Below are 23,632 nucleotides of genomic sequence, written 5' to 3'. Positions count from 1 at the left end.
CGCGTGCGGCCGCCAACGACGCTCTCCTGCCACCGGGGTGTCAGAGCAGCCCCGCCCGCTTCCAGACGCGCTCCGACGGGCCGCCGATCATCCCGACGTCGTCGAGGAACGCGAGCACCTTCTCCGTCATGAACCGCTTCGTCGCCCGGTGCTCCGGGTTGGCGAGCGCCGCCCGGCGCCCGACCCGGCCGGAGAGCCCCACGCTGCGGTAGACGCGGGCCTGCCACAGCGAGTTGACGACCTCGCTGGACACGAGCGCGGTGGTCCAGCGCTCCCGCTCGAGCTCGGCGCGCGAGAGCGTGGGGACGAGGCGCGCGAGCTCCTCGCGGGCGAAGCGGACGTGGCGGGCCTCCTCCACCACGTGCACCCGGGCGACGGCGCGCATGAGCGGGAGGATGCGCTCGTCGTGCATCGACTCGCGCTGCAGCCGGTCGGTGGCCTCCTCGGCGACGAGCACCGACGCGAACATCGACGCGCCCGACCCGATGTGCCCGTAGACCCCGCCGAGGCGGTGCAGCAGGCCGTGGGGTCGGTAGTCCGGGCAGCCCAGGGCGTCGACGGCGCGGGCGAACATCACCGAGTGCCGGGTCTCGTCGCCGACCTCGGTGAGGGCGTACTGCGAGTGCGGCCGGCGCAGGTCGAGGTCGTAGGCGTGTCGCACCAGCATCTGCATGAGGATCACCTCGAACCACAGCCCCACCGAGAGCAGGCTCGCGGCCTCGTGGCGGGCCAGCGTGCGCTGCTGGTCGGCGTCGAGGGAGTCCCACAGCGACGTCCCGTGCAGGGAGACGCGCTCCGGCGGCACGGCCCAGCCCTGCGGGTCGACCGCGGCGTCCCAGTCCACCTCGATCGACGGGTCGAGCGTGTGGCGGGCGCTGGCGGTCAGCAGGCGGGTCGCGGTGGCGTCCCGGTCCAGGATCGTCATGCTGACGAACTGTACCCCGTACACGATGTTCCGCATAGTTGTCGTTACTCGCGAGTCGGGGCCACGCTGGTGTGACCATGGATGGCAGGACCCGACGCTGGGCGGGGCATCGGGAGGCGCGACGCCTCGAGCTGGTCGACGCTGCCGTGGTCGCGATCGAGGAGCACGGCCCCGACGTGACCACCGAGCAGATCGCCGGCCAGGCGGGGGTGTCGCGGCCCGGGCTCTACCGGCACTTCGACGGCAAGGACGATCTCCAGGCGGCCATCGCGGCCCGCTCCGTGGAGCGACTCGTCACCGAGCTCGAGCCCGTGTGGCGGCCCTCCGGCCGCCCGCGCGAGATGCTCGAGCGGGCGCTCGCGGCGCACCTGCGCTGGCTCTCCGAGCACGCGAACGTCTACCTCTACCTCAAGCGCAACTCGCTGCCGAGCGGCGGCGACTCGGTGGAGTCGGCCAGCACCAACGTGCGCAGCGTGGTCTCCGCGCACGTCGCGCAGATGCTGATCGACGGCTCGCTGGGCGCCGAGACGCCGCCGGCGGTCGCGCACCCGCTGGCCTACGGCCTCGTCGGCATGGTGGACGCCGCCGCGGCGCACTGGCTCGACGAGCCGCACGGCGCCACGGTGGAGGACCTCGGCGCGCAGCTCACGGAGGCGTGCTGGGCCGTCATCCGGGTCACCGTGGGCTCCCAGGTGATCGACGCGCTCGGCACGGTGGGGGCGGACTCCGCCTGATCGGCCCGATCACCCATGATGGGGGCGACCCACCCGTTCGCCAGGAGGGGCTGCCCATGGCGCTGCGCCGCGCGTTCCCGACGATCCTCTCGGACCGTCTGCCCGAGACCCGCGACTTCTACGTGCGTCTGCTGGGCTTCGAGGTCGCCTTCGACAGCGACTTCCACGTCGCGTTGCGCACCCCGGAGGACGACGACGGGGCGGTGTGCGAGCTGGGGATCTGGGCCGTCGGGCACGAGATGGTGCCCCCGCCCTACCGGGCCGACCCGGCCGGCATCGTCCTGACCTTCGTGGTCGACGACGTCGACGCGCTGCACGTCGAGGCCCGGCGCCAGCAGATCCCCGTGGTGGCCCCGCCGCGGGACCAGTTCTACGGCCGCCGTCGGATGCTCGTCACCGACCCGAACGGCCTGCTCGTGGACGTCTCCTCGCCGTCCACGCCCTCGCCGGAGTTCCGCGCGATGGGCGCCCGGGTCCTGCGCGACTGAGGCCCGGGCAAGGCGAGCCTAAGCTGGAGCCCGTGCTGCGCCGCCGGGACGACCCGCTCCGGGAGATCCTCGCCGCCTCCGGGCGGGGAGTGGTCGACGCGGTCCTGCCGTCGGTGGCGTTCGTCGTGGTCTGGCTCGGGGCGTCGGCGCTGGGCTGGTGGGAGCCGATCCTGCTCGGCGGGTTCGCGTCCGTGCTGGTCGCGCTCGCGATCGCCGTCGTCCGCTGGCGCGGCGGGGAGCGCCCGCGCGCCGCAGCGGTCGGGCTGCTGATCGCCGTCGGCGCCACCCTGATCGCCCTCTACACCGGCCGCGCCGAGGACTTCTTCCTGCCGCGCATCGTCGCCAACGCCGGCTCGCTGGCCGCGTGGCTCGTGTCGATCGCGGTCCGCTGGCCGCTGCTCGGGCTCGTCGTCGGAGCGGCGCTGGGGAAGCCGCGCGCCTGGCGCGAGGACCCGGACCTCGTCCGGGGCTACTGCCGCGCGAGCTGGCTGTGGGCCGCGCAGTACGCGCTGCGCCTCCTCGTGTTCCTGCCGCTGTGGGCCGCGGGCGCGACGGTGGCCCTCGGGATCGCGCAGGTCGCGCTCACGTGGCCGCTCGTGCTGGTCTGCGTCCTCGGCTCCTGGCCGCTGGTCCGCTCCGCCCTGCCCGCCGACCACCCGGGCCCGCGGCACCCCGTTCCCGTTCCCGACGACGGGTCGCGCGAGGGGGCCGACCGGCGCCCGGAGGCGTGAGTGGCGCCGCCCGCACCCCGGACGTCAGCGGTGTGCCACCGCTGACCCGCGGCGCTCAGTGCACGGGCGCGGGCTCCGGGCGCTTCGGCGGGCGGCCGTCGCCGGTGGACCGGCCCTGCAGGCGGCGCCCCACCCAGGGCACGAGGTGCCCGCGGACCCAGCGGATGTCCTCCTCGCGGCGGCGCACCCACGGCGTCGGCTCGCGCGGCGGCCACGGGTCGCGCCAGTCCTGGCCCGTCGGCACGCCGAGCACCTCGCAGACCCGCACCGCGACCCGGCGGTGCCCCTCGGCGTTGAGGTGCAGCCGGTCGTCGGCGCGGGCCCGCGGGTCGGCGAGGGTGTCCATCGTCCACAGGTCGACGAGCTTCGCGCCGCGGCGGGCCGCGATCTCGCGGATGTGCTCGTTCATGGTGGCGAGGCGGCGGCCGACGAGGTCGACGACCGGCGTCGACCGGGTGTCGAACCCGGTGAACACCAGGACGTCGGCGCCGCTGTCGGCGAGCCGGCCGACGGCACCGTCGAGGCGCTCGGCGAGGTCGGCCGGCCGCGCGGTGGGACGCAGCAGGTCGTTGCCCGCCGCGCAGATGCTGACGAGGTCGGGGGACATGGCCAGCGCCGGGTCGACCTGCTCGCGCACGATCTGGTCGAGCAGCTGCCCGCGGACCGCGAGGTTCGCGTAGCGCAGCGCGGGGTCCTGCCGCGCGAGGTGCTCGGCGACCCGATCGGCCCAGCCGCGCTCGGTGCCCGTGATCGGGTCGACGTCGCCGACCCCCTCGGTGAAGCTGTCGCCCACGGCGACGAAGGTGCTCCAGGACATGCCGGGATTCTCCCGCGCCGCCGACCCGCCGTCGGCCTGACCCGTCCGGCCCAATCGGTGCGTCTCGTTGCCCGGATGCGGCGGCGCCGGGGTGAAGGCTCTCACCTCATGAGCACGCTGGCATCGTGGAGGCGTCCTGCGGAGTGGATGACCCCGGAAAGGGACATCCGACGTCCTGACCGATCCCGACGTGACCGCGAGCCCTGGGAGCCATGCCCGACGCGACCTCGAGAACCAGCGCCGCCGAGCCGGAGGAGACGACCAAGGCCTCCGCGACCGGACTGACCCTGCCGCAGATCCTCGCCGGAGCCCTCGCCGCCGCCACCGCGGCGATCCTGGGCTCGTTCCTCGGTGTGATCGGCACGATCGGCGGAGCGGCGGTCGCGTCGGTGGTCTCGACCGTCGGGTCGGCGCTGTACCAGAAGTCCCTGGAGCGCACCCGCGACGCGGTGAAGTCGCGGCTGGTGGTGAACCCGGTGACCGGCACGAAGGTCGCGGGCGCCGTGGACCGCGCCGGCACGCCGGGCGCCCCGCCGGCCGGTCGTCCCGGGCCGCAGGGCGCGCAGCCGGGCATGCCGCCGCGCCCCGGCGTCCCGGGGCAGGCCGGCCCGATGATGTCGCCGCCGTACGGCGCGCCGATCCCGCCGGGCGTGCCCACCCGGCGGCTCGCGAACGGGACGGTGGTCCCCGCCGGCGCCCAGCAGCTCCGGGCGGGCGGGCGCACCGTCACGACGCGCCTCGACGCCGCCGGGCGTCCGACCGGCGAGCCGGTCGACCCCACCCGCCGCATCCCCAACACCCGCACCCCGGGCGGCGGCAACCCGACCCAGGTCGTGCCGCCGCTCGGGCCGGACGGCCGCCCGCTCGCCGGTCCGACCCGGCAGATGCCGATGGGCGGCCCGTTCCCGCCCTCCGGCGGTCAGCCGACCGCGCACCTCGCGCACGGCCCGGGCGGTGACGACCCCACCGCCCTCGCGCCCGCCGCCGGCGCGAGCACGCCCTGGTACCGCCGCTTCGGCTGGAAGACCTGGGTGACCCTCGGCGGGGTCGCGGCCAGCGTCTTCGCGATCGGTCTGCTCGCGAGCTTCGCGGTCGAGTCCGCGACCGGGCACCCGCTCTCCGGCGGGACGTCCGGCACCTCGGTCGGCTCGATCTTCGGGCAGAACACCGAGGCGCCGGCGACGGAGGAGTCCTCGGCCACCGAGGAGCCGGGCAGCTCGGACGCCACGACCACGACGTCCTCCGAGCAGGGGTCGCAGGAGGGCGCGGAGCGTCCGACCTCGACCACCCGTGCGCCGTCGACCAGTACGTCGCGCGCCCCGCAGGAGCAGCAGAACCCGCTGTCGAGCCTCGTCCCGCGCTTCAACGAGCAGGGCGGGTCGACCGGGAACTGACCCGCACGGACCCACGGACGGGCCGTTCGTCACGCACGACCGTGACGGGCGGCCCGTTCGTCCGTCCGGGACGGGGCGATCAGCGACGCAGGGCCTCGGAGAGCGTGCGGGCCGCGGCCTCCGGGTCGTCCGCCTCGGTGATCGCGCGGACCACCACGACCCGCGTCGCCCCGGCGTCGAGCACCTCGGGCAACCGGTCGTGGTCGATGCCGCCGATCGCGAACCACGGTCGGTCGGTCCCGGCCGACGCCGTCGCGCGCACCAGGTCGAGGCCGGGGGCGGGGCGGCCCGGCTTCGTCGGGGTCGGCCAGCACGGTCCGGTGCAGAAGTAGTCGACGCCGGGCTCGGCGGCGCCCGCGCGGGCCTGGTCCACGTCGTGCGTGGAGCGCCCGACGACCACCTCGTCCCCGACGATCCGCCGCGCCACGTCGACCGGCAGGTCGTCCTGGCCGAGGTGCAGCACGTCGGCCCCGGCGGCGAGCGCGACGTCGGCGCGGTCGTTCACCGCGAACAGCGCGCCGTGGCGGTGCGCGGCCTCGCGCAGGACCTCCAGCGCCGCGAGCTCGTCGCGGGCCTCGAGGCCCTTCTCCCGCAGCTGGATGACGTCCACCCCGCCGCGCAGCGCCGCGTCGGCGAACGCCGCGAGGTCGCCGCGGGCGGCGCGGGAGTCGGTGCAGAGGTAGAGCCGGGCGTCAGCGAGCCGTGCGCGCGTGTCCATCGGGACCCGACGCTAGCGCGTAGGCTGGCGGGTGAACCGCGGGAGCCTGGACGTGCCGGGCTGAGAGGGGACCGTTCCCGGTCCCGACCGTCGAACCTGATCCGGGTCATGCCGGCGCAGGGAGGGATCAGCAGTGGAGCGCATCGTCGTCGTCGGCGCCGGGGTCGTCGGCACCACGGCGGCGTGGGTGGCGGCCCGCGACCGCGCCGCGGACGAGGTCGTCCTCGTCGACCCGGCGTCCGGCTCCGGCGCCTCCTGGGTCGCGGGCGGCATGCTCGCGCCCATCACCGAGGCCTGGCCCGGGGAGCGCGAGGTGCTCGAGCTCGGCGCCGCCTCCCTCGCCCGCTGGCCCGCCTTCGCGGCGGCCGTCGAGGAGGCTTCCCGACGACGGGTCGGGCTGCGGACCGAGGGCACGCTCGCCGTCGTCGTCGACGCGGCCGACCGGGAGGACCTCGACCGGATCGTCGCGCACCTGCGCGCGTGGGGCCGGGACGCCGAGCGCCTGACCGGGCGCGAGACCCGTCGTCGGGAACCCGCGTTGGGGCCGGCGGTGCGGGCCGGGATCGCGGTGCCCGACGACCTCGCCGTCGACAACCGGATGCTGCTCGCCGCGCTGCGCGAGGCCGCGCGGGACGCGGGAGTGGTGGAGCGCGCGGAGAGCGTGTCCGCGGTGGTGGACGGGGGCGTGGAGCTGGCGTCGGGGACGCTCGCGGCCGACCGGGTGGTCGTGGCCGCCGGGGCGTGGTCGGCGACGCTGCACCCCGCGCTGGCCGATCTCGTCCGGCCGGTCAAGGGCGAGATCCTGCGGCTGCGGGCGCGCGCGGGATCGCTGCCGCCGCCTCGGCACACGGTGCGGGCGGCGGTCTCCGGCCGGGCGGTCTACGCGGTGCCGCGCGACGATGACCGGCTCGTCCTGGGAGCGACGCAGTACGAGGTCGGCTTCGACCCGGACGTCACCGTCGCCGGGGTGCGCGACCTGCTGGCCGACGCCGAGCGGGTGCTCCCGGGCATCGGGGACTACGCGCTGGAGGAGTCGGCGGCGTCGTTCCGCCCCGGGACCGCGGACAACCTGCCGGTGTTCGGGCCGGTGCCCGGCGGGCCGGAGGGACTGCTCGCGTGCTTCGGGCACGGGCGCAACGGCATCCTGCTGACCGCGCTGACCGCGGACGTGATGGCCGCGCTGTACGCCGGCGCCGCGGTGCCGGACGACATCCGGACCCTCGTGGAGGTGACGACGTGAACGTGCTGGTCAACGGTGACGTGACCGAGATCGTGCCGGGCGCGACGCTGGCCGACGTGCTCGCCGCCCGCGGGGTGCCGGAGCGCGGCGTCGCGGTCGCGGTGGCCGGTGAGGTGGTGCCGCGCGCGGCGTGGCGGTCGACGACGTTGCGCGACGGCAACGTCGTCGAGGTGCTCACCGCGGTGCAGGGAGGGTGATCGTGGACGACCTGGTGATCGGCGGCCGGAAGATCGGCTCGCGGCTGATCATGGGCACGGGCGGGGCGGCGAACCTCGCGGTGCTGGAGCGTGCGCTGGTGGCCTCGGGGACCGCGCTGACCACGGTGGCGATGCGCCGGCTCGACGCGGGCGGCGGACCGGGGGTGCTCGCGCTGCTGGAGCGGCTCGGCATCGAGGCGCTGCCGAACACCGCCGGCTGCCACACGGCGGCCGAGGCGGTGCTGACGGCGCGGCTGGCGCGGGAGGCGCTGGAGACCGACCTCGTGAAGCTCGAGGTGATCGCCGACGACCGCACCCTGCTGCCCGACCCGATCGAGCTCCTCGACGCCGCCGAACAGCTCGTCGACGACGGGTTCACGGTGCTGCCCTACACCAACGACGACCCGGTGCTCGCGGCCAAGCTGGCCGACGCCGGGTGTGCCGCGGTGATGCCCCTGGGCTCGCCGATCGGCACGGGTCTGGGCATCCGCAACCCGCACAACATCGAGATGATCGTGGCGGCCGCCTCGGTGCCCGTGGTGCTGGACGCCGGGATCGGGACCGCGTCCGAGGCGGCGCAGGCGATGGAGCTGGGCTGCGATGCGGTCCTGCTGGCCACGGCCGTCACCCGCGCCTCCGACCCCGAGGCGATGGCGACGGCGATGCGCCTCGCCGTCGAGTCGGGCCGCCTCGCCCGCGGCGCCGGCCGGATTCCGCGGCGGTACTGGGCGCACGCGTCGTCGCCGGCGGTGGACTGACTCCCCGCCCTGTGGCCCTGTGGCCCTGTGGCAGGAAAGCGTCGTTGCTGTCAGCCAGTGGCAGCAACGACGCTTTCCTGCCAACTGGGGTCGGGGCGCGGTCAGCCCGCCAGGTGGTCCTCGACCAGCGGCAGCACCACGTCGGCCCGGTGCATCAGGCCGTTGTGGGTCGAGCGCGGGACGACGGCGAGCGTCGCCTCCGGCAGCAGGCCGCGGGTCAGCTCGGCGTGCTCGACCGTGACGAAGTCGTGGTCGCCGATCATGACCAGGGTCGGCGCCGTGACCTGCCGCAGCTCGTCGTCGGACCACCCCTCGAAGCCCATGACGACGGGTCCGAACTTCTCCATGACCGTGTCGATGTCCGCCGCGCCGTCGGGGGCGAGCCGCTCGTGCTCGCGCCGCATCGCGAGGAAGTCCTCGTCGGTGGGCATGCGGGTGGAGGTGGCCCAGCGGTCGGGGTCGGTGATGTCGGGGTGATAGCCGCCGGCGCGGACGAAGCCGGCGGCGAACACGAGCCGGCGCACGCGCCCGGGGTGGCGGACCGCCAGGTCCATCGCGGCCAGCGCGCCGAGCGAGAAGCCGCACACGTCGACCTGCTCCAGCCCCAGGTGGTCGAGCAGCCCGAGGAGGTCGCCCGCCAACGCGGCGATCGTCGGCTCCCGGTCGACGTCGGCCGTGCGGCCGTGCCCCTGCTGCTCGACCGCCACCACCCGCCGTCGGGATGCCAGCGGACCGAGCACCGACGAGAAGTTCAGGTCGATCGTGAGGTGCCCACCGGGCACCAGCAGCAGCGGCGTGCCACCGGAGCCGTGCTCCTCGTGATAGAGGTCGACCGGGTCCAGCGGCGCGAACGGCATCGTCAGGAACGACCTTCCACGTAGGCCTTGAGGCGCGGCAGCGTCTTCTCGATCGCGCGCGTGTTGGCGGCGGGGTAGCGCAGCAGTTCGAGGACGACGGGGGCGCGGGACTCCGACCAGTCGAAGGTCTCGGTGACCTGCGTGCCGCCCTCGACGGGGGTGAGCTCGTAGCGCCAGCGGTGGTGACCGACGTGGCGCCAGGCGATGCGGCGGTCCTGCTCGAACTCGACGACCGTGTTGCTGATCGTGTAGGGCACGCCCAGCTTCATGCTCATCCCGAACGACGAGCCCAGCGAGAGCCGGTCCGGGCCCTTGATCGCCGACCGGACGGTGCCGGACCCGTCGAACTCGCCGTGCCGGCGCGGGTCGGCGAGGACGTCGAAGACCTGCGACGGCGGGGCGTCGATGACGATGTCGCGGCTGACCTGGCGGGTGCTCACGGTCGCGGAGCCTAGCGACGGAGTGGATTTCCTGCCGCTGGATGACAGCAACGACGCTTTCCTGCCACGGAGAAGAGGGGGCTAGAGCGTCACCGGCAACGCGTCCACGCCGTACACGATCGACGTCCCGCGCAGCGGCAGGGTGCGCTCGTCGGCGGCCATCGCGAGGTCGGGGAAGCGGCGGAGCAGCGCCGGGTAGGCGGTGCGCAGCTCCATGCGCGCGAGTTCGGCGCCGATGCAGCGGTGGATGCCGTGCCCGAACGCCAGGTGCGGCGTCGGCGGGCGGCGGGGGTCGAAGACCTCGGGGTCCGGCGTGAGGCGCGGGTCGCGGTCGGCGGCCGAGAGCGAGACGAGGATGCCGTCGCCCTCGGCGATGTCGACCCCGCCGATCGTCATGTCCTCGGTGGCGAAGCGCGGGAACGCGATCTGCACGACCGTGAGGTAGCGCAGCAGTTCCTCGACGAACCCGTGCACCGAGCCCGGCTCGTCGCGGACCAGCGCGGCGACGGACGGGTCGCGCAGCAGGATCACGCCGCCGAGCGCCAGCATCGACGCGGAGGTCTCGAGGCCGCCGGTCAGCAGTCCGTCGGCGAGCTCGGCCAGCTCGTCGGTGTCGAGCTCGTCGCCGTGCTCGCGGATGAGCATCCCGAGCAGGCCGTCGCCGGGCGTGGCGCGCTGCCGCTCGACCACGCCGCGCAGGTACACCAGCGACTCGGAGATCTTGTCGAAGGCGGCCGTCGCGCCGGCGAGCAGGTCGAAGCGGGCGGTGGAGAGCGCCTGGAACTCGTCGCGCTCGTCGTAGGGGATGCCGAGCAGCTCGCAAATCGTGAGCGAGGGGATCGGGGTGGCGAAGTCGCGGACGAGGTCGACCTCGCCGCCGTCGGCCGCGATCGCGGCCATCGCGTCCAGCCGGCCGTCGACGATCTCGGTGATCCGCGGCCCGAGCCGGGAGAGCCGGCGTCCGGTGAACTCCGGCGTCAGGAGGCGGCGCAGCCGGGTGTGGTCGGGCGGGTCGGTGAAGCCCAGGCCGCCCGGGTTCTGGCCGGAGCCGATCCCGGCGCGCCCGACGAGGTGCCCGAAGTCGGTCGACAGGCCGTGCGTGCGCCCGAGGACCTCGCGGGCCTCCTCGTGCCCCGTCACCAGCCACGCCCTGACCCCGAACGGCAGGGGGAAGTCGCGGACCGGGTGGTCCTCGCGCGCCTCGCGCAGGTCGGACACCGGGTCGAGGCCGTCGCGACGCAGCGGCATCAACGCGTAGTCGGGGATCAGCGACATCGGGTCGAGGCCGCGACGGGAGCGCCAGGCGAGGTACTGGCGGGCGACGAAGCCGGTCGCGCGGGAGCGCACCGCGTCCAGGCCGCGGCCGAGCGCCCCCGTCCTGCTCACGGTCACCACGCCCCCTACCTTCCCGTACGGACCGATCCGACCTGGACGTCGGGGTGCAGGGTAGGGCGTTCCGGCGTGTCGCACGGGTGAGGGGCGCCGTGTCACCCGTCTCGTCGAGGGCCCGACGTTACGGTGGTGGCGCCCCGCAGGCCCATCCGGGCGAGTTCGACGTCCGCCAACCGGATCAGTACGGGCAGTTCCCCGCGCCGCCAGGCCCCGGCGGCGTCGCCCGTGGGCCCCGCCGCGCGACGCACCCGGCCCGGCGAGCCCCGCGTCAGGGCCCGCAGCGCGAGCAGGTCGACGTCCTGCGCCCGCGCGGCCACGGCGTGCCGCGCCCGCAGGATCCAGCGCAGCCGCAGCCAGAACCAGACGACGACCACCGGCACCGCCGCCACCACGACGACGAGCCACGCCAGCCCGGTCGCGATCGCCGCCACGGCCTCCACCTGGGCGCGGCCCGCGTCCACGAGCGAGGTCCCCGCGTCGGTGCCCGGCGTGAACGCCCCGGCGAGCCGGTCGCCCACGAACGGCACCCCGCCCGCCGCCTCGGCCGCGCCGCCGAACACGCCGCGGACCCGCTCGCCCGCCTCGCTCAGCCCGCGGCCGGGGGCCTGCAGGGTGAGCACGAGGTCGTGCAGGGCGACCGCGGCGGAGACGACGAGCACCGCCCACACGAGGACCGCGAGGTCCGCGAGGACCTGCAGCACCCGTCGTCGGGAACGCTCGGCGTAGAACAGCAGCGGGGTGCGGCGCGGCGGGTACAGGCTCACGCCCCGGTGTGTGCCCTCCACGGCCCGGGCATACGCGACCATGAAGGTCGCGCTGCTCGACGACTACCAGCGTCTCGCCCGCACGATGGCCGCGTGGGACCGTCTCGACGCCGAGGTGACGGCCTTCGACCACCACCTCGGCGGGCCCGACGACGTCGTCGCGGCGCTGGAGCCGTTCGACGTCGTCGTCGCGATGCGCGAGCGGACCGCGTTCCCGGGCGACGTCCTGCGCCGACTGCCGAACCTGCGGCTGCTCGTGACGACGGGGCCGGCCAACGCGGTCGTCGACACCGACGCCCTCGCGGAGCTGGGCATCACCTTCGCCGGGACGGGCGGGGTGTCCGGCAACGCGCCCACCGTCGAGATGACCTGGGCGCTCGTCCTCGCCGTCGCGCGCCACGTGCCCGAGGAGGACCGGCGGGTCCGCGACGGCGGGTGGCAGCGGACGATCGGCCGGGACCTCGCGGGCCGGCGGCTGGGCGTCGTCGGGCTGGGCGGGATCGGGAAGCCGGTGGCCGCGGTGGGGAAGGCGTTCGGCATGGACGTGGTCGCCTGGAGCCGCCACCTCGACCCCGACGACGCGCGCGCCGCCGGCGTCACGCCGGTGGCGAAGGAGGAGCTCTTCGCGACGTCGGACGTGGTCACCGTGCACATGAAGCTCTCCGAGGGCAGCCGGGGCCTGATCGGGCGCGCCGAGCTGGACCTCATGACGGCCGGCGCGATCCTGGTGAACACCTCGCGCGGCCCGATCGTCGACGAGGACGCGCTGCTCGCCGCGCTGACCGAGGGCCGGATCGGCGGTGCGGGGCTCGACGTCTACGGCACCGAGCCGCTGCCGGTCGACTCGCCGTGGCGCTCCGCCCCGAACACCGTGCTCACCCCGCACCTCGGCTACGTGACCTCCGAGACCTACGCCGAGATGTACGCCGACGCGGTGGCGGACATCGAGGAGTGGGCGGCGGGCCGGCCGGTGCCGCGGCACATCGCGGGGCCGGAGGCGGCGACAAGTCGCTGACAAGCGGGCCCGGCGACCGTCGGGCCCATGACGATCGCTCTCCCCCGACGACGGGTCGCGGTGCCGGTGGGGCGGCTGGCGCGTCAGCCGTGGCCCACGGCTGACGTTCGACGTCGGTCGTGTGCCACCGCTGACGTCGGCTCCACCGACACCGCCGCACACCACGCCCTGCACGACGAGGCCGTCCGGCTCGCCGACCTCGTCCGCGGCCTGCACCACGGCACCGCAACCCTGCGCCGGCCCGACCTGCTCGGCGCCCGGCTGCGGCAGCTCTGCGACGACGCCGCGCCGCCGACCGGCGACGACCGGCTCGTCGAGGACCTCCGCACGGCCGCGGGCCTGGCCGTGCACGCCCTGCAGTCCCGTCCGCTCGCCCTGGCCACGCCCGCGGACTTCGACCGGCTCGAGCGGCTGGCGCGGCTCCTCACGGAGCTGGCGGCCGCCTGCGCGTCCGACCCGACCCGTCGTCCGGAGAGGGGCGCCCGCGCCCGCAGTCGCCGCGCCCGCCGCGCCGATCGCGCTCTGTTCGGCTGAGCCGTCGACGCCGCCATGTCGCACGCCAAGTCGTCACCAAGTCGGACCAGCCAGGCTCGTCGTCATCAACCCGCCGTCACCGAGGAGCACGCCATGACCGCCACCACCGCCTCCGTCCTCACCTCCGACACCGACCTGCTGGGCATCCGGGTCGCGCACCGCATCATGCGCCGCGACGCCCGCCGCCTCGCCGGGCTCGCCGCCGGCTGGGCGGACGGCTCCGACCCGCTGGAGGGCCGCCGACGGCGGGTGTTCGGTGCGTGGATCGACGGCCTGTGCCTGGACATCCACCACCACCACGCGACCGAGGACGACGTGCTGTGGCCGGTGCTCGAGCGCCACGCGGGCGCCGAGGTCGACCTCGCGCCGCTCTCCGACGACCACGCCGCCCTCGACCCGGTGCTCGACGACATCCGCGCCGGCTTCGCCGTCGCCGCCTCGGGCGGGCGGGTCGACGTGCTGGCCGAGCGGCTCACCCACCTCGCCGACCTGCTCGACGAGCACATCGCCGAGGAGGAGCGCGACCTGTTCCCCGTGATCCGGGCGTACGTCCCGCTCGCGGAGTGGGAGGTCGTCGAGAAGGCCGCGCAGCGTGGCGGCGCCGGCATCCGCTACGCCCTCCCGCGCATCGTCGAGAACACCTCCGACGAGGAGTTCGCGACGATGACCGCGTCCGCGCCGAAGCCGTTGCTGCTGGTCATGAAGCTGCTGCTGCCGCGGTTCCGGCGCGAGTCGCGGGTGCTGTGGCCTGCGGCCGGGTGAGCACCAGCGTGGCCGTCCCGCTCATCGCGCCGGCCAGGTGGCCCCGCCAGGGCGCCATCTCCCGCCGACAGGCCTCGGCCACCTCCGCGTCGCCGAGGGCCCGCGCGACCTCGGCCCGCAGCGCCGTCCAGTAGAGCCACCACCAGTCGCGCCGGATCGGGACGTCGGGCCGCCACACGCGGCGGGCGTCGTCGACCCGGCCGGCGGCGACGAGGGCGGCGGCGTAGGGCTCGGCCACGATGTCGCCGCGGGCCGCGTACTCGGCGGCGAGCGGCTCGGCCAGCTCGCCGAGACGGCCCTGCGCGTGCCGGACGCCGATCAGCCCGGCCAGCGCCAGGGCCGACGCGTTCGCCAGACCCTGGGCCGCCATCGCCTCGCCGAACCCGAGATAGAGCCGCTCGGCCTCGTCGTAGCGCCCGGCGAGCACGGCCTCCAGTGCGCGGAAGATCGTCGTCCAGCCGACCGTGGCGGCGAGCTGGCCGTCCGGGGCCTCGGCGAGCGCGGTGTCGGCGTGGGTCCGGGCGGCGGCGAAGTCCTCCCGGTAGCAGGCGTGCAGGAACCGGGCGTGGTGGCCGACGACCCGGTGTCCGAGCGAGCCCGCCCGTCCGGCCTCCGCGAGCAGGTCGACGCCGAGCTCGTCCAACTGCTCCCACAGGTCCGGGCGCAGCAGGGACCAGAAGCGGGCGTTGAGCACCACGCAGCGCAGGGCGGGGTCGTCGGGGACCACCGCGAGCGCGGCGCGGGCGTCGTCCTCGGCGAGCTCGGGCTCGCGCGGGTGCCAGGCGAACGCCCGCGTCGCGAGCAGCCGCGCCCGGTCGGCCGCCGGCAGGTCCCGCTCGAGCAGCCGGGCCACCGCGTCGAGCAGCGGCCGGTCGAGCGTCGCGTTCTCCGACAGCGCGAAGGTGACCGGCCCGTCGACGCAGGTCGCGGCGGCGAGCAGCCCCGAGCCGTCGTCGGGGAGGCGGCCCGCCTCGGCGAGGGCGAGCGAGCGTTCCCGGACGGCGGGTGCTCCCGCACCCGCGTGGGAGTGCGCCGAGGCGAGGGCGCAGCGCAGGCGCAGGCGCCGGGCCGGGTCGGTGGCCAGCTCGAGGGCCCCGGTGAGGAGGTCGGCCGCCGTGCGCGGGACCCGGTCGCGGCGTGCCTCGCCGGCGGCCCGTTCGACGTGGTCGAGGACGCGGTCGACGCCCGCCACCGGTCCGGCGGCCAGCGCGTGGCGGGCGAGTGCGGCGTGGTCGCCGGGCCGGAGCGCCTCGAGGACGGTGAGGACCTCCGCGTGCACCCGGGCGCGGCGCAGGCGGGGCAGCTCGTCGTAGAGGGTCTCCCGGACGAGGTCGTGGGCGAAGCGGACGGCGTCGGGGCCGGACTCGACGAGCAGGCCCGTCACGACCCCGGCCTCGCACGCCCCGAGCACCCGGTCCTCGTCGTCGCCCTCCAGTGCGACGAGCACGGACACGTCCACGTCGCGGCCCAGCACCGCCGCGCGGCGCAGCGTGGTGACCGCCGCGGCCGGGAGCTGGGCGGCGCGGCGGGACAGGACGTCGCGGACCCCGGCGGGCACGGTGCGGCCCGCCGCCTCCAACCCCACCGTGCGGGCCAGGCGGGCGACCTCGCGGACGAACAGCGGATTGCCCCCGGTCCGGGTCGCGATCCGCCGGGCGACCGCGTCGTCCACCGCGAGGTGCTCGCCCGCGACGAGGGCGGCGACCGCGTCCGGCTCGAGGCCGGCCAGCTCCACGCGCTCGGCGACGACGGCGGTCAGGGCGGCGAGGGTCGCGAGGGCCTCCTCGGGCACCTCGTCGGACCGCGCGGTCCCGACGACGAGCACGCCCGGCACCCGGGCCGAGGCCACGACCCGCAGCAGGCGCCAGGTCTCCTCGTCCCCGCGGTGCAGGTCGTCGAGCACGATCACCAGGGGGCGGGGCGCCCGGCCGACGACGTCGAGCAGGGCGCGCCCGACCGCGAAGGTGTCGCCCGCCGGGGGCCTGTCGCCGTGGCCGAGACCGTCGACGACCTCCGTCCACGCCCACGCCGGGGGCGCTCCGTCGACCTCCGGGCAGCGTCCGCGGACGGCGTGCCAGCCGCGGGCGGCCAGGGCGTCGGCGAGATGTTCGGTGAGCACGGACTTGCCCGCGCCGGCCTCGCCGGTGACGAGCGCGACCAGCCCGGTCCCGGCGGCGGCCGCGTCGGCGACGGCGAGCAGGCGCGCGGTCTCGCGGTCGCGCCCGAGGAGGCCGTCCGGCTCCCGCTCCCGCTCCGGCGGCTGCGGTGGCTGCGGTGGCTGCGGTGGCTGCGGTGGCAGGAAGGCGTCGTTGCTGTCGCCCCGTGGCAGCAACGACGCTTTCCTGCCACCGGGAGGACCGAGGTCGTGGCGCAGGATCGCGGCCTCGAGGTCGGTGGTCGCGGGGGAGGGGTCGAGCCCGAGCTCGTCGGCGAGCCGGCGGCGCAGTGCCGCGAGGGCGGCGAGCGCGTCGGCCTGGCGCCCGCCGCGGTACAGCGCGCGGGCGAGCAGCCGGACCGGCTCCTCGCGCAGCGGCTCCTCCCGGACGTACGGCGACAGCAGGTCGACGACGACCGCCGGGTCGGGCTCGGCGGCGGCGAGGGTCTCGACGATGCCGCGCCGCAGCTCGGTCAGCCGCTCGATCGCGGGCGCGGCCCACGCGGCGTCGGCGAACTCGGCCAGCGGCGGGCCGGTGAACAGCGCGAGGGCCGCTCCCAGGTCCTCGACGGTCCCGGTGCGGAGACGTCGGGCCCGGGCGACGTCGAGCTCGGCGTGCAGGGCGTAGCCGCCCGCGGCGCTGACGAGGACGGTCGCGGGGGTGCGGGGCGCGCGGTCGGGTTCGAGGGCCCGGCGCAGGTGGCTGACGTGGGCCTGCAGCCCGGCGAGGGCACGGGGCGGGGGTTCGCCGCCCCAGAGGTCGTCGACCAGCCGGTCGACCGGCACCACCTCGCCCTCCGCCACGGCGAGCCGCGCGACGAGGGCCCGGCGCTGGGCGCTGCCGAGGTCGACGGGGCGGCCGTCGAGCGACGCGGTCAGCGCCCCGAGCAGCCGGACCTCGAGCACGGGACCGATCGTACGATCACGACCCGCCGTCCCAGTCCGCGATCGCCCACAGCGGCGAGACCGGCCCCGTCCCCGCGCCGAGCGGGTACGACGCCGCCACGGCCCGCCGGATGTAGCGCTCGGCGTACCCCACGGCCTCCGGCATCTCGAGTCCCCGCGCGAGCCCGGCGCAGGTGGCGCTGGCCAGCGCGTCGCCGGCGCCGTGGACGTGCTGGGTGTCGATGCGCGGGCCGGTGAACTCCCAGGTGTCGGTGCCGTCGGAGAGCAGGTCGACCACCTCCGGCGAGCCGTGCAGGTGCCCGCCCTTGACGAGGGCCCAGCGGGCGCCGAGGTCGTGCAGGGCGTCGGCGGCCTTCCGGGCGGTGTCCCGGTCGGTCACGGTGACGCCCGCGAGCAGCCGGATCTCGTCGAGGTTCGGGGTGGCCAGCGCCGCGCGCGGGAAGAGCAGCGTGCGGATGGCCTCCATCGCGTCCTCGGCCAGGAGGGGCTCCCCGTACATCGAGGCGGCCACGGGGTCGAGGACGAACGGCGTGGACTCCCGGCCGATCCCCACCTCGTCGACGACGTCCGCGACGGCCTCGATGATCCCCGCCGTCGCGAGCATGCCGGTCTTCGCGGCGCCCACCCCGATGTCGCTCACCACGGCCCGGACCTGCGCGGCGACCGTCTCCGGCGGCACGAGGTGCACGCCGGAGACGCCGAGCGAGTTCTGCACCGTCACGGCCGTCATCGCGACGCACCCGTGCACCCCGCACGCCGTCATCGCCCGCAGGTCGGCCTCGATCCCGGCGGCGCCGCCGGAGTCGGAGCCGCCGATCGTGAGCGCGCGGGGCGGGGTGTCGGCCATGCTCGCAGTGTGGCCTACGGCCAGGTGAGCAGAAACGGTCGTCATAGCGACCCTGACTGCTCACATGGGCGCAGCCCACAACGACGACACCGGACCGTGCCCCGCACCCAGCGGGTAGGAGTCCTCGACGGCCCGGGTGATGTAGCGCTTCCCGAGTGCCACGGCGTCCACGAGTGACATCCCGCGCGCGAGGCCCGCCGTGATCGAGGAGGCCAGGGAGTCACCGCCGCCGTGCGTGTGCGGCCGGTCCAGGCGTTCCGAGCGGAACTCGTGCTCCTCGCCCGACGCCAGCGACAGCAGGTCCACGCAGTCCTCCTGACGGCGGCCCGAGACCGCCTCCAGGTGCCCGCCCTTCACGAGCACCGCCTGCGCGCCCAGCGCGTGCAGCGCCCGCGCCGCCTCCCGGGCCGACGCGTCGTCGACCACCTTCACGTCGACCAGCAGCGCGATCTCGTCGAGGTTGGGCGTCACGAGCGTCGCCCGCGGCAGGAGCTGCGTGCGCACCGCGTCGAGCGCGTCGTCGGCCAGCAGCGACGAGCCGTGCATCGACGCCGCGACCGGGTCGACGACGAACGGGATGCCGCCCGAGCCGATCCCGACCTCGTCGCACACCGCCGCGATCGCCCCGATGATCTCGGCGGTCGCGAGCATGCCGGTCTTCGCCGCGTCCACGCCCATGTCGCCGGCGACGGTGCGGACCTGGTCGGCGACGACCTCGGGCGGGATCGGGTGGAACCCACTCACCCCGAGCGAGTTCTGCACCGTCACGGCCGTGACGGCCACGGCGCCGTGGACGCCGCACGCGGCGAAGGCGCGCACGTCCGCCGTCATGCCGGCGCCGCCGCCCGAGTCGGTGCCGGCGATCGAGAGCGCGACGGGCGGGCTCGAGGTGCGCGGACCCGGCGTCATGAACCGGCCACCGGCAGGTAGACGCGGTTCCCGTGCGCGGCGAACAACGCCGCCTTCTCGGCCATGCCGGCCTCCACCTGGTCGCGGATCTCGTGGCTGATGCGCATCGAGCAGAACTTCGGGCCGCACATCGAGCAGAAGTGCGCGGTCTTGGCCGGCTCCGCGGGCAGCGTCTCGTCGTGGAAGCCGCGCGCGGTGTCCGGGTCGAGGGCGAGCCGGAACTGATCGTGCCAGCGGAACTCGAAGCGTGCCCGCGACAGCGCGTCGTCGCGCTCCTGCGCCCGCGGGTGGCCCTTCGCGAGGTCGGCGGCGTGCGCGGCGATCTTGTAGGTGATCACGCCGACCTTGACGTCGTCGCGGTTCGGCAGGCCCAGGTGCTCCTTGGGCGTGACGTAGCAGAGCATCGCCGTGCCGGCCTGCGCGATCTGCGCCGCGCCGATCGCGGAGGTGATGTGGTCGTAGCCCGGCGCGATGTCGGTCGCGAGCGGCCCGAGCGTGTAGAACGGCGCCTCCCCGCACCACTCCTCCTCGAGCCGCACGTTCTCCGCGATCTTGTGCATCGGCACGTGGCCCGGGCCCTCGATCATCACCTGCACGCCCTTCGCGCGGGCGATGTGCGTGAGCTCCCCGAGGGTGCGCAGCTCGGCCAGCTGCGCCTCGTCGTTGGCGTCGGCGATCGACCCGGGACGCAGGCCGTCGCCGAGGGAGAACGTCACGTCGTAGCGACGCAGGATGTCGCAGAGCTCGGAGAAGTGCTCGTAGAGGAACGACTCGCGGTGGTGCGCGAGGCACCACGCGGCCATGATCGAACCGCCGCGGCTGACGATGCCCGTGACCCGCTTCGCGGCGAGGGGCACGTACCGCAGCAGCACGCCCGCGTGGACGGTCATGTAGTCCACGCCCTGCTCGCACTGCTCGATCACGGTGTCGCGGTAGATCTCCCAGGTGAGCTTCTCGGGATCGCGCACCTTCTCCAGCGCCTGGTAGATCGGCACGGTCCCGATCGGCACCGGCGAGTTCCGCAGGATCCACTCCCGCGTCTCGTGGATGTCGTCGCCGGTGGAGAGGTCCATGACGGTGTCCGCGCCCCACCGGGTCGCCCACACCATCTTCTCGACCTCCTCGGCGATCCCCGAGGTCACCGCCGAGTTGCCGATGTTGGCGTTGATCTTCACCGCGAACGCCTTGCCGATGATCATCGGCTCGGACTCGGGGTGGCGGTGGTTCGCCGGGATCACCGCGCGGCCGGCCGCGACCTCGGCGCGGACGAGCTCGGGGTCGACGCCCTCGCGGGCGGCGACGAAGTGCATCTCCGGCGTGGTCTCGCCGTCCCCGGCGCGCTCCAGCTGGGTGCGGTCGCTGCCCTCCCGACGGCGGGTGAGGCCCGCCTCGAGATCGATGGTCGCGTTCTCGTCGGTGTACGGCCCGGACGTGTCGTACACGTCGAGGTGGGTGCCGTCGGTGAGCTCGATGCGCCTCATCGGGACGGCGTGCTCGCCGACGTGGATCTTGTGCGACCCGTCGATCGGGCCGGTGGTGACGTGCTGCGGTGCGGTGCTCATGACTCCCTACGCCGGCATTACCCGGTCAGGTTCGGCGGTCGGCGGCGCCTGACCCCGGGGTCAAGCCGCCCTCTCAGCCCGCTCCTGGTGCGAGCTCCCGCGTGTGCAGTTGTGGATCCGTCACCGACGGTGCCATCCCGTGGGTGGGCGTCGCAAGGGACCGGTGATCACGAGCCGGTGAGCTCCGCCGGTACCGCGAGCACGTCGACCATGGCGTCGCCGCGCAGCACGGTGACCGGGAGCGTGCGGCCGATCGCGTCGGCGAAGAGGCGCCGCTGCAGGTCACGGGCCTGGGTGACCGGCTCGTGGTCGGCGTCGACGACGATGTCCCCCGGCTTGAGGCCGGCCCGGGCGGCCGGGCTCTCCCGCACCACCTCGGCGACCCGCAGGCCCTGGCGGCGCCCGAGCCGCAGGGCCACGTCGACCGGCAGCGGGGTCGGGGCGCCGACCACGCCGAGGTAGCCGCGGCGCACCCGGCCGTCGCGGCGCAGGCTGGCGACGATCGCGCGCGTCGTGTCGTTCCACGGGACGGCGAGGCCCAGCCCGACGCCCGCGACGGCGGTGTTGATCCCGACGACGTGTCCGCGCGCGTCGGCGAGCGCGCCGCCCGAGTTGCCGGGGTTGAGCGCGGCGTCGGTCTGGATCACGTCCTCGACGACGCGGCCGTCCTTCGTGGGGAGGCTGCGCCCGAGCCCGCTGACCACCCCGGCGGTGACGCTGCCCGCGAGCCCGAACGGGTTGCCGACGGCGACGACGAGCTGCCCGACCCGCAGCCCGCTCGCGTCGCCGAGGGTCACCGGGGCGGGCGTGGCCGCGTCGGGGTGCACGGCGAGGACGGCGAGGTCGGCGAGCGGGTCGGCGCCGAGGACGCGGACGTCAGCGTGGCTGCCGTCGGCGAACGTGGCCCGCCCGCCCCGGGCGCGGTCGACGACGTGGGCGTTGGTGACGAGGACGGTGCCGTCGCCGTCCGGGTCCTCGATGACGACCGCGCTCCCGGCACCCCGCGGGCGCTCCGGGTCGCCGACGGCGAGTGCGGCCACGGCGGGGCCGAGCGTCTCGGCCACGGTGACGACGGTGCGGGAGTAGGAGTCGAGCTCGTCCACGCCCTCGTGCTTACACCGTTGCAGCACGCACGACGACGCTGTTCGTCGTGGGCGGAACCGGGCGCCCGCATTGCTGGCACCGGAGCGGGGGTCAGTGGCCGAACGGATCCGGGTCGACGCCCGGCATCCACGTCGTCCCGGGGACGCCCCACCCGTTCGCCCGGATCGCGCGCTTGGCCGCCCGCTTGTTCCGGCCGATCAGGCGGTCGGTGTAGACGAGGCCGTCGAGGTGGTCGGTCTCGTGCTGCAGGCAGCGGGCGAAGAAGCCGCGGCCCTCCACGCTCACCGGGTCCCCCTCGACGTCGCGTCCGGTCACGCGCGCCCAGTCGGCCCGGCCGGTGGGGAACGACTCGCCGGGCACCGAGAGGCAGCCCTCGGCGTCGTCGTCCTCGTCGGGCATCGTCTCCGGGACCTCGGTGGTCTCCAGGGCCGGGTTGACCACGACCCCGCGGCGCCGCTCGCCCTCGAGCTCCGGGTCGGGGCAGTCGAAGACGAACACCCGCCGACCGACCCCGATCTGGTTGGCGGCGAGCCCGACGCCGTGCGCGGCGTCCATGGTCTCGAAGAGGTCCTCGACGAGCGTGCGGAGCGCCTCGGTGCCGAACTCGTCGTCGGTGAACGGGGTCGTCGGGGCGTGCAGCACGGGCTCGCCGGTCACGACGATCGGGCGGACGGTCACGGCGGGCGAGCCTAGACGGCGGCTCCACCGCAGGTGGGAGCTGGTGACGACGTGCGTCGCCGGGGTGTTGTCAGGGGGTCGTGGTTGAATGGAGGGCACGCGAATGACACCCGTGTCATTCGTCGCGACGGCTCCCGCGGGGGTCGACGGAACGACTCCGAGGAGCGTGATGGACGCACCTGCAGCTACCACCGGCCCGGCCCCGTCCGCCGGTCGGCACACCTCGGCGCCCGACGACGGACTGACCCGCCGCGACCGCGAGATCCTCGCGTTCGAGCGGCAGTGGTGGAAGTACGCGGGCGCCAAGGAGCAGGCGATCCGCGAGCTGTTCGACATGTCGGCGACGCGCTACTACCAGGTCCTCAACGCGCTCGTGGACCGTCCGGAGGCCCACGCGGCCGATCCGATGCTCGTCAAGCGGCTCCGGCGGTTGCGGCAGACACGACAGCGCGCGCGTGCGGCGCGTCGCCTCGGTGTGGAGCCCTCGTAGTGGTCTCCTGATCCCTCGAACGGTTGTCGCCGGAAGGGGAGCAGGGTCATGACGGGTCCCGGGGCGTCCGGCGCCTCCCGCTTGCGCATCGCGGGGGTCGCGCTGCTGGGCGTGGCCGCCATCGCCGCCGTGGTGGGCCTGATCAGCCTCGGCGGGCAGGGCACGTCCAGTGCCCCGGCCGCGTCCCCGACGTCGACCATCGCGCCCGCTCCCGGCGAGCCGGGTGCCCCGGGGCAGCCGGGCGCCGACCAGCAGGGCCAGCCGGGCGTCCCGAACCAGCCGGGTCAGCCCGGCCAGCCGGGGCAGCCCGGTGTCGGCGGCCAGCCGGGTGGGGTGCCGGGCGGCGTGGCCGGTGCGCCGGCACCCCCGGTCACCGAGGCGCTGCCGCCGGTCGCGGCCGCCCCGCCGATCGTGCCGGGCGGGGGCTCCGGGTCGGGCTCCGGCTCCGGGGGCGGCGGAGGTGCGTCGTACGCGAACGTGCCGGTCCGCGTCTACAACAACTCGACCATCCGTGGCCTCGCCGAGACCGCCGCCGGCCAGATCCAGGGCCGCGGCTTCGACGTCGTGGAGACCGGCAACTACGCCCAGGGCGTCATCCCGGTCAGCACGGTCTACTACCGCCCCGGCAGCGGCGAGGAGGGTGCGGCCGAGGCGCTCGCGGCCTCGTTCGGGGTCCGCGCCGAGCCGCGCTTCCCGGGCATCCAGGGCGCCTCGCCCGGCGTCATCGTGATCGCCACGAACAACTGGGGCCAGAACGCCCAGAAGGGTTCCTGACCCCGCACCGACCACGGCCCGCGGTCCGCGTCCGACGCGGCTCGCGGGCCGTCGTCGTGTCCGGCCCCGCTCACATGCGGGCGGCGACCTCGCCCATCTCCGTCCAGTCCATCCCGGCGGGCAGGTCCTGGTACACGATGCGTGGCACTGTCGCGACGACGGACGGGAGCCACCCGAAGAACCACTGCGCGTGCTCCGAGCCGACGTGCGCGGCGCCCGCCTCGGCGTCCGCGTAGGTGGCGACGACGACGAACTCCCCGCTCGCCTCCACCGACTCGTAGCAGGTGAAGTGCCGGTTGCCGGGCTCCTCGCGGACCTGTGCGGAGTAGCGCGTGACACCGCGGAGGAACTCCTCGCGGCGGTCCGCCCGGACGTCGATGCTGATCACGATGAAGATCATGTCTGCGGAGCCACCCCACACCGGTCCCGGACGCTGCGCGC

26 protein-coding genes and 1 riboswitch are annotated in these 23,632 nt (G+C 75.4%); of the genes, 12 read left to right on the top strand and 14 right to left on the bottom strand.

Annotated elements, in window-relative coordinates:
* Positions 1-40 precede the first annotated feature (40 nt).
* Positions 41-925, bottom strand: a complete 885-nt coding sequence (locus tag LN037_RS26320; RefSeq protein WP_230759076.1) for an AurF N-oxygenase family protein — start codon at positions 923-925, stop codon at positions 41-43.
* A 77-nt stretch (positions 926-1,002) separates the two neighbouring features.
* Here LN037_RS26320 and LN037_RS26315 point away from each other — a divergent pair, with 77 nt between their 5' ends.
* The 3 genes from LN037_RS26315 to LN037_RS26305 are packed head-to-tail and all read left to right on the top strand — an operon-like array spanning position 1,003 to position 2,878.
* A complete protein-coding gene (locus LN037_RS26315; RefSeq protein WP_230759074.1) occupies positions 1,003-1,659 on the top strand; it encodes a TetR/AcrR family transcriptional regulator in 657 nt (218 codons plus the stop codon).
* Positions 1,660-1,715: 56 nt separating this feature from the next.
* Complete coding sequence (locus tag LN037_RS26310; RefSeq protein WP_230759072.1) at positions 1,716-2,147, top strand: VOC family protein; 432 nt, start codon at positions 1,716-1,718, stop codon at positions 2,145-2,147.
* Positions 2,148-2,179: 32 nt separating this feature from the next.
* The gene (locus tag LN037_RS26305) at positions 2,180-2,878 is read left to right on the top strand and encodes a DUF3159 domain-containing protein (RefSeq protein ID WP_230759070.1); all 699 of its coding nucleotides are present in this window, start codon (positions 2,180-2,182) and stop codon (positions 2,876-2,878) included.
* Between the two features lie 55 nt (positions 2,879-2,933).
* Here LN037_RS26305 and LN037_RS26300 read toward each other — a convergent pair whose 3' ends face one another.
* A complete protein-coding gene (locus tag LN037_RS26300; RefSeq protein ID WP_230759068.1) occupies positions 2,934-3,695 on the bottom strand; it encodes an SGNH/GDSL hydrolase family protein in 762 nt (253 codons plus the stop codon).
* Between the two features lie 212 nt (positions 3,696-3,907).
* On the opposite strand from LN037_RS26300, the gene LN037_RS26295 reads away from it, so the two are divergent.
* A complete protein-coding gene (locus LN037_RS26295) occupies positions 3,908-5,089 on the top strand; it encodes a hypothetical protein (RefSeq protein WP_230759066.1) in 1,182 nt (393 codons plus the stop codon).
* 79 nt (positions 5,090-5,168) lie between these two features.
* On the opposite strand, the gene thiE is transcribed toward LN037_RS26295, so the two are convergent.
* Positions 5,169-5,807 carry a thiamine phosphate synthase gene (gene thiE / locus LN037_RS26290; protein WP_230759064.1) on the bottom strand — a complete coding sequence of 213 codons (639 nt, stop codon included), beginning with the start codon at positions 5,805-5,807 and terminating at the stop codon, positions 5,169-5,171.
* A 28-nt stretch (positions 5,808-5,835) separates the two neighbouring features.
* Positions 5,836-5,948, top strand: a riboswitch (TPP riboswitch).
* Between thiE and thiO the strand changes: the two genes are divergently transcribed.
* From thiO to LN037_RS26275, 3 genes are all read left to right on the top strand, one after another.
* Entirely contained in the window at positions 5,941-7,047 is a 1,107-nt protein-coding gene (gene thiO, locus LN037_RS26285; RefSeq protein ID WP_230759062.1) for a glycine oxidase ThiO, read from the top strand. It overlaps the preceding riboswitch by 8 nt.
* Complete coding sequence (thiS, locus tag LN037_RS26280; protein ID WP_230759061.1) at positions 7,044-7,244, top strand: sulfur carrier protein ThiS; 201 nt, start codon at positions 7,044-7,046, stop codon at positions 7,242-7,244. Before thiO ends, thiS begins: the two co-directional genes overlap by 4 nt.
* On the top strand, positions 7,244-8,002 hold the full coding sequence (locus LN037_RS26275; protein ID WP_372460540.1) for a thiazole synthase: 759 nt from the start codon (positions 7,244-7,246) through the stop codon (positions 8,000-8,002). The genes thiS and LN037_RS26275 overlap by 1 nt, the downstream gene beginning before the upstream one ends.
* A gap of 101 nt (positions 8,003-8,103) precedes the next feature.
* Here LN037_RS26275 and LN037_RS26270 read toward each other — a convergent pair whose 3' ends face one another.
* From LN037_RS26270 to LN037_RS26255, 4 genes are all read right to left on the bottom strand, one after another.
* Positions 8,104-8,859, bottom strand: coding sequence for an alpha/beta fold hydrolase (locus LN037_RS26270; protein WP_230759060.1), 756 nt, complete (start codon positions 8,857-8,859; stop codon positions 8,104-8,106).
* 2 nt (positions 8,860-8,861) lie between these two features.
* Complete coding sequence (locus LN037_RS26265; protein WP_230759059.1) at positions 8,862-9,299, bottom strand: SRPBCC family protein; 438 nt, start codon at positions 9,297-9,299, stop codon at positions 8,862-8,864.
* Between the two features lie 81 nt (positions 9,300-9,380).
* Positions 9,381-10,655, bottom strand: coding sequence for a cytochrome P450 (locus LN037_RS26260; protein ID WP_230759089.1), 1,275 nt, complete (start codon positions 10,653-10,655; stop codon positions 9,381-9,383).
* Positions 10,656-10,786: 131 nt separating this feature from the next.
* Positions 10,787-11,455, bottom strand: coding sequence for a hypothetical protein (locus LN037_RS26255; RefSeq protein ID WP_230759058.1), 669 nt, complete (start codon positions 11,453-11,455; stop codon positions 10,787-10,789).
* Between the two features lie 40 nt (positions 11,456-11,495).
* Between LN037_RS26255 and LN037_RS26250 the strand changes: the two genes are divergently transcribed.
* The 3 genes from LN037_RS26250 to LN037_RS26240 all read left to right on the top strand — a co-directional run bounded on the left by LN037_RS26250 (position 11,496) and on the right by LN037_RS26240 (position 13,766).
* Positions 11,496-12,470, top strand: coding sequence for a D-2-hydroxyacid dehydrogenase family protein (locus LN037_RS26250; protein ID WP_230759057.1), 975 nt, complete (start codon positions 11,496-11,498; stop codon positions 12,468-12,470).
* A 27-nt stretch (positions 12,471-12,497) separates the two neighbouring features.
* Positions 12,498-13,004, top strand: coding sequence for a hypothetical protein (locus LN037_RS26245; protein WP_230759055.1), 507 nt, complete (start codon positions 12,498-12,500; stop codon positions 13,002-13,004).
* Between the two features lie 93 nt (positions 13,005-13,097).
* Positions 13,098-13,766 (top strand): hemerythrin domain-containing protein, encoded by a 669-nt coding sequence (locus LN037_RS26240; protein ID WP_230759053.1) that lies wholly within the window; start codon positions 13,098-13,100, stop codon positions 13,764-13,766.
* Here LN037_RS26240 and LN037_RS26235 read toward each other — a convergent pair.
* From LN037_RS26235 to LN037_RS26210, 6 genes are all read right to left on the bottom strand, one after another.
* Positions 13,702-16,827 carry an ATP-binding protein gene (locus LN037_RS26235; RefSeq protein ID WP_230759052.1) on the bottom strand — a complete coding sequence of 1,042 codons (3,126 nt, stop codon included), beginning with the start codon at positions 16,825-16,827 and terminating at the stop codon, positions 13,702-13,704. The genes LN037_RS26240 and LN037_RS26235 overlap by 65 nt on opposite strands.
* A gap of 16 nt (positions 16,828-16,843) precedes the next feature.
* Positions 16,844-17,674 carry a bifunctional hydroxymethylpyrimidine kinase/phosphomethylpyrimidine kinase gene (gene thiD, locus LN037_RS26230; RefSeq protein ID WP_230759050.1) on the bottom strand — a complete coding sequence of 277 codons (831 nt, stop codon included), beginning with the start codon at positions 17,672-17,674 and terminating at the stop codon, positions 16,844-16,846.
* Between the two features lie 60 nt (positions 17,675-17,734).
* A complete protein-coding gene (thiD, locus tag LN037_RS26225) occupies positions 17,735-18,583 on the bottom strand; it encodes a bifunctional hydroxymethylpyrimidine kinase/phosphomethylpyrimidine kinase (protein WP_230759048.1) in 849 nt (282 codons plus the stop codon).
* Positions 18,580-20,145 (bottom strand): phosphomethylpyrimidine synthase ThiC, encoded by a 1,566-nt coding sequence (gene thiC / locus LN037_RS26220; protein ID WP_230759046.1) that lies wholly within the window; start codon positions 20,143-20,145, stop codon positions 18,580-18,582. Before thiC ends, thiD (LN037_RS26225) begins: the two co-directional genes overlap by 4 nt.
* 167 nt (positions 20,146-20,312) lie before the next feature.
* Positions 20,313-21,248, bottom strand: a complete 936-nt coding sequence (locus LN037_RS26215; protein WP_230759044.1) for a S1C family serine protease — start codon at positions 21,246-21,248, stop codon at positions 20,313-20,315.
* A 91-nt stretch (positions 21,249-21,339) separates the two neighbouring features.
* Positions 21,340-21,927, bottom strand: coding sequence for a peptide deformylase (locus tag LN037_RS26210; protein ID WP_230759042.1), 588 nt, complete (start codon positions 21,925-21,927; stop codon positions 21,340-21,342).
* Positions 21,928-22,096: 169 nt separating this feature from the next.
* Here LN037_RS26210 and napA point away from each other — a divergent pair, with 169 nt between their 5' ends.
* Entirely contained in the window at positions 22,097-22,417 is a 321-nt protein-coding gene (gene napA, locus LN037_RS26205; protein WP_230759040.1) for a nucleoid-associated protein NapA, read from the top strand.
* 48 nt (positions 22,418-22,465) lie between these two features.
* Positions 22,466-23,191, top strand: coding sequence for a LytR C-terminal domain-containing protein (locus LN037_RS26200; protein ID WP_230759037.1), 726 nt, complete (start codon positions 22,466-22,468; stop codon positions 23,189-23,191).
* 70 nt (positions 23,192-23,261) lie between these two features.
* On the opposite strand, the gene LN037_RS26195 is transcribed toward LN037_RS26200, so the two are convergent.
* On the bottom strand, positions 23,262-23,591 hold the full coding sequence (locus LN037_RS26195; RefSeq protein WP_230759035.1) for a putative quinol monooxygenase: 330 nt from the start codon (positions 23,589-23,591) through the stop codon (positions 23,262-23,264).
* Positions 23,592-23,632: the final 41 nt, after the last annotated feature.

Source organism: Actinomycetospora soli, assembly GCF_021026295.1.
Classification (GTDB): domain Bacteria; phylum Actinomycetota; class Actinomycetes; order Mycobacteriales; family Pseudonocardiaceae; genus Actinomycetospora; species Actinomycetospora soli.
Note: the sequence above shows the minus strand (reverse complement) of the source record. Positions and strands in the feature narration are given on the sequence as shown.

Excerpts from the sequence above, each read along its gene's own strand:
- LN037_RS26320 (WP_230759076.1), bottom strand. The coding sequence starts at position 925 with ATGACGATCCTGGACCGGGACGCCACCGCGACCCGCCTGCTGACCGCC.
- LN037_RS26315 (WP_230759074.1), top strand. The coding sequence starts at position 1,003 with ATGGATGGCAGGACCCGACGCTGGGCGGGGCATCGGGAGGCGCGACGC.
- LN037_RS26310 (WP_230759072.1), top strand. The coding sequence starts at position 1,716 with ATGGCGCTGCGCCGCGCGTTCCCGACGATCCTCTCGGACCGTCTGCCC.
- LN037_RS26300 (WP_230759068.1), bottom strand. The coding sequence starts at position 3,695 with ATGTCCTGGAGCACCTTCGTCGCCGTGGGCGACAGCTTCACCGAGGGG.
- LN037_RS26295 (WP_230759066.1), top strand. The coding sequence starts at position 3,908 with ATGCCCGACGCGACCTCGAGAACCAGCGCCGCCGAGCCGGAGGAGACG.
- thiE (WP_230759064.1), bottom strand. The coding sequence starts at position 5,807 with ATGGACACGCGCGCACGGCTCGCTGACGCCCGGCTCTACCTCTGCACC.
- LN037_RS26270 (WP_230759060.1), bottom strand. The coding sequence starts at position 8,859 with ATGCCGTTCGCGCCGCTGGACCCGGTCGACCTCTATCACGAGGAGCAC.
- LN037_RS26250 (WP_230759057.1), top strand. The coding sequence starts at position 11,496 with ATGAAGGTCGCGCTGCTCGACGACTACCAGCGTCTCGCCCGCACGATG.
- LN037_RS26245 (WP_230759055.1), top strand. The coding sequence starts at position 12,498 with ATGACGATCGCTCTCCCCCGACGACGGGTCGCGGTGCCGGTGGGGCGG.
- LN037_RS26240 (WP_230759053.1), top strand. The coding sequence starts at position 13,098 with ATGACCGCCACCACCGCCTCCGTCCTCACCTCCGACACCGACCTGCTG.
- thiD (WP_230759050.1), bottom strand. The coding sequence starts at position 17,674 with ATGGCCGACACCCCGCCCCGCGCGCTCACGATCGGCGGCTCCGACTCC.
- thiD (WP_230759048.1), bottom strand. The coding sequence starts at position 18,583 with ATGACGCCGGGTCCGCGCACCTCGAGCCCGCCCGTCGCGCTCTCGATC.
- thiC (WP_230759046.1), bottom strand. The coding sequence starts at position 20,145 with ATGAGCACCGCACCGCAGCACGTCACCACCGGCCCGATCGACGGGTCG.
- napA (WP_230759040.1), top strand. The coding sequence starts at position 22,097 with ATGGACGCACCTGCAGCTACCACCGGCCCGGCCCCGTCCGCCGGTCGG.
- LN037_RS26200 (WP_230759037.1), top strand. The coding sequence starts at position 22,466 with ATGACGGGTCCCGGGGCGTCCGGCGCCTCCCGCTTGCGCATCGCGGGG.
- LN037_RS26195 (WP_230759035.1), bottom strand. The coding sequence starts at position 23,591 with ATGATCTTCATCGTGATCAGCATCGACGTCCGGGCGGACCGCCGCGAG.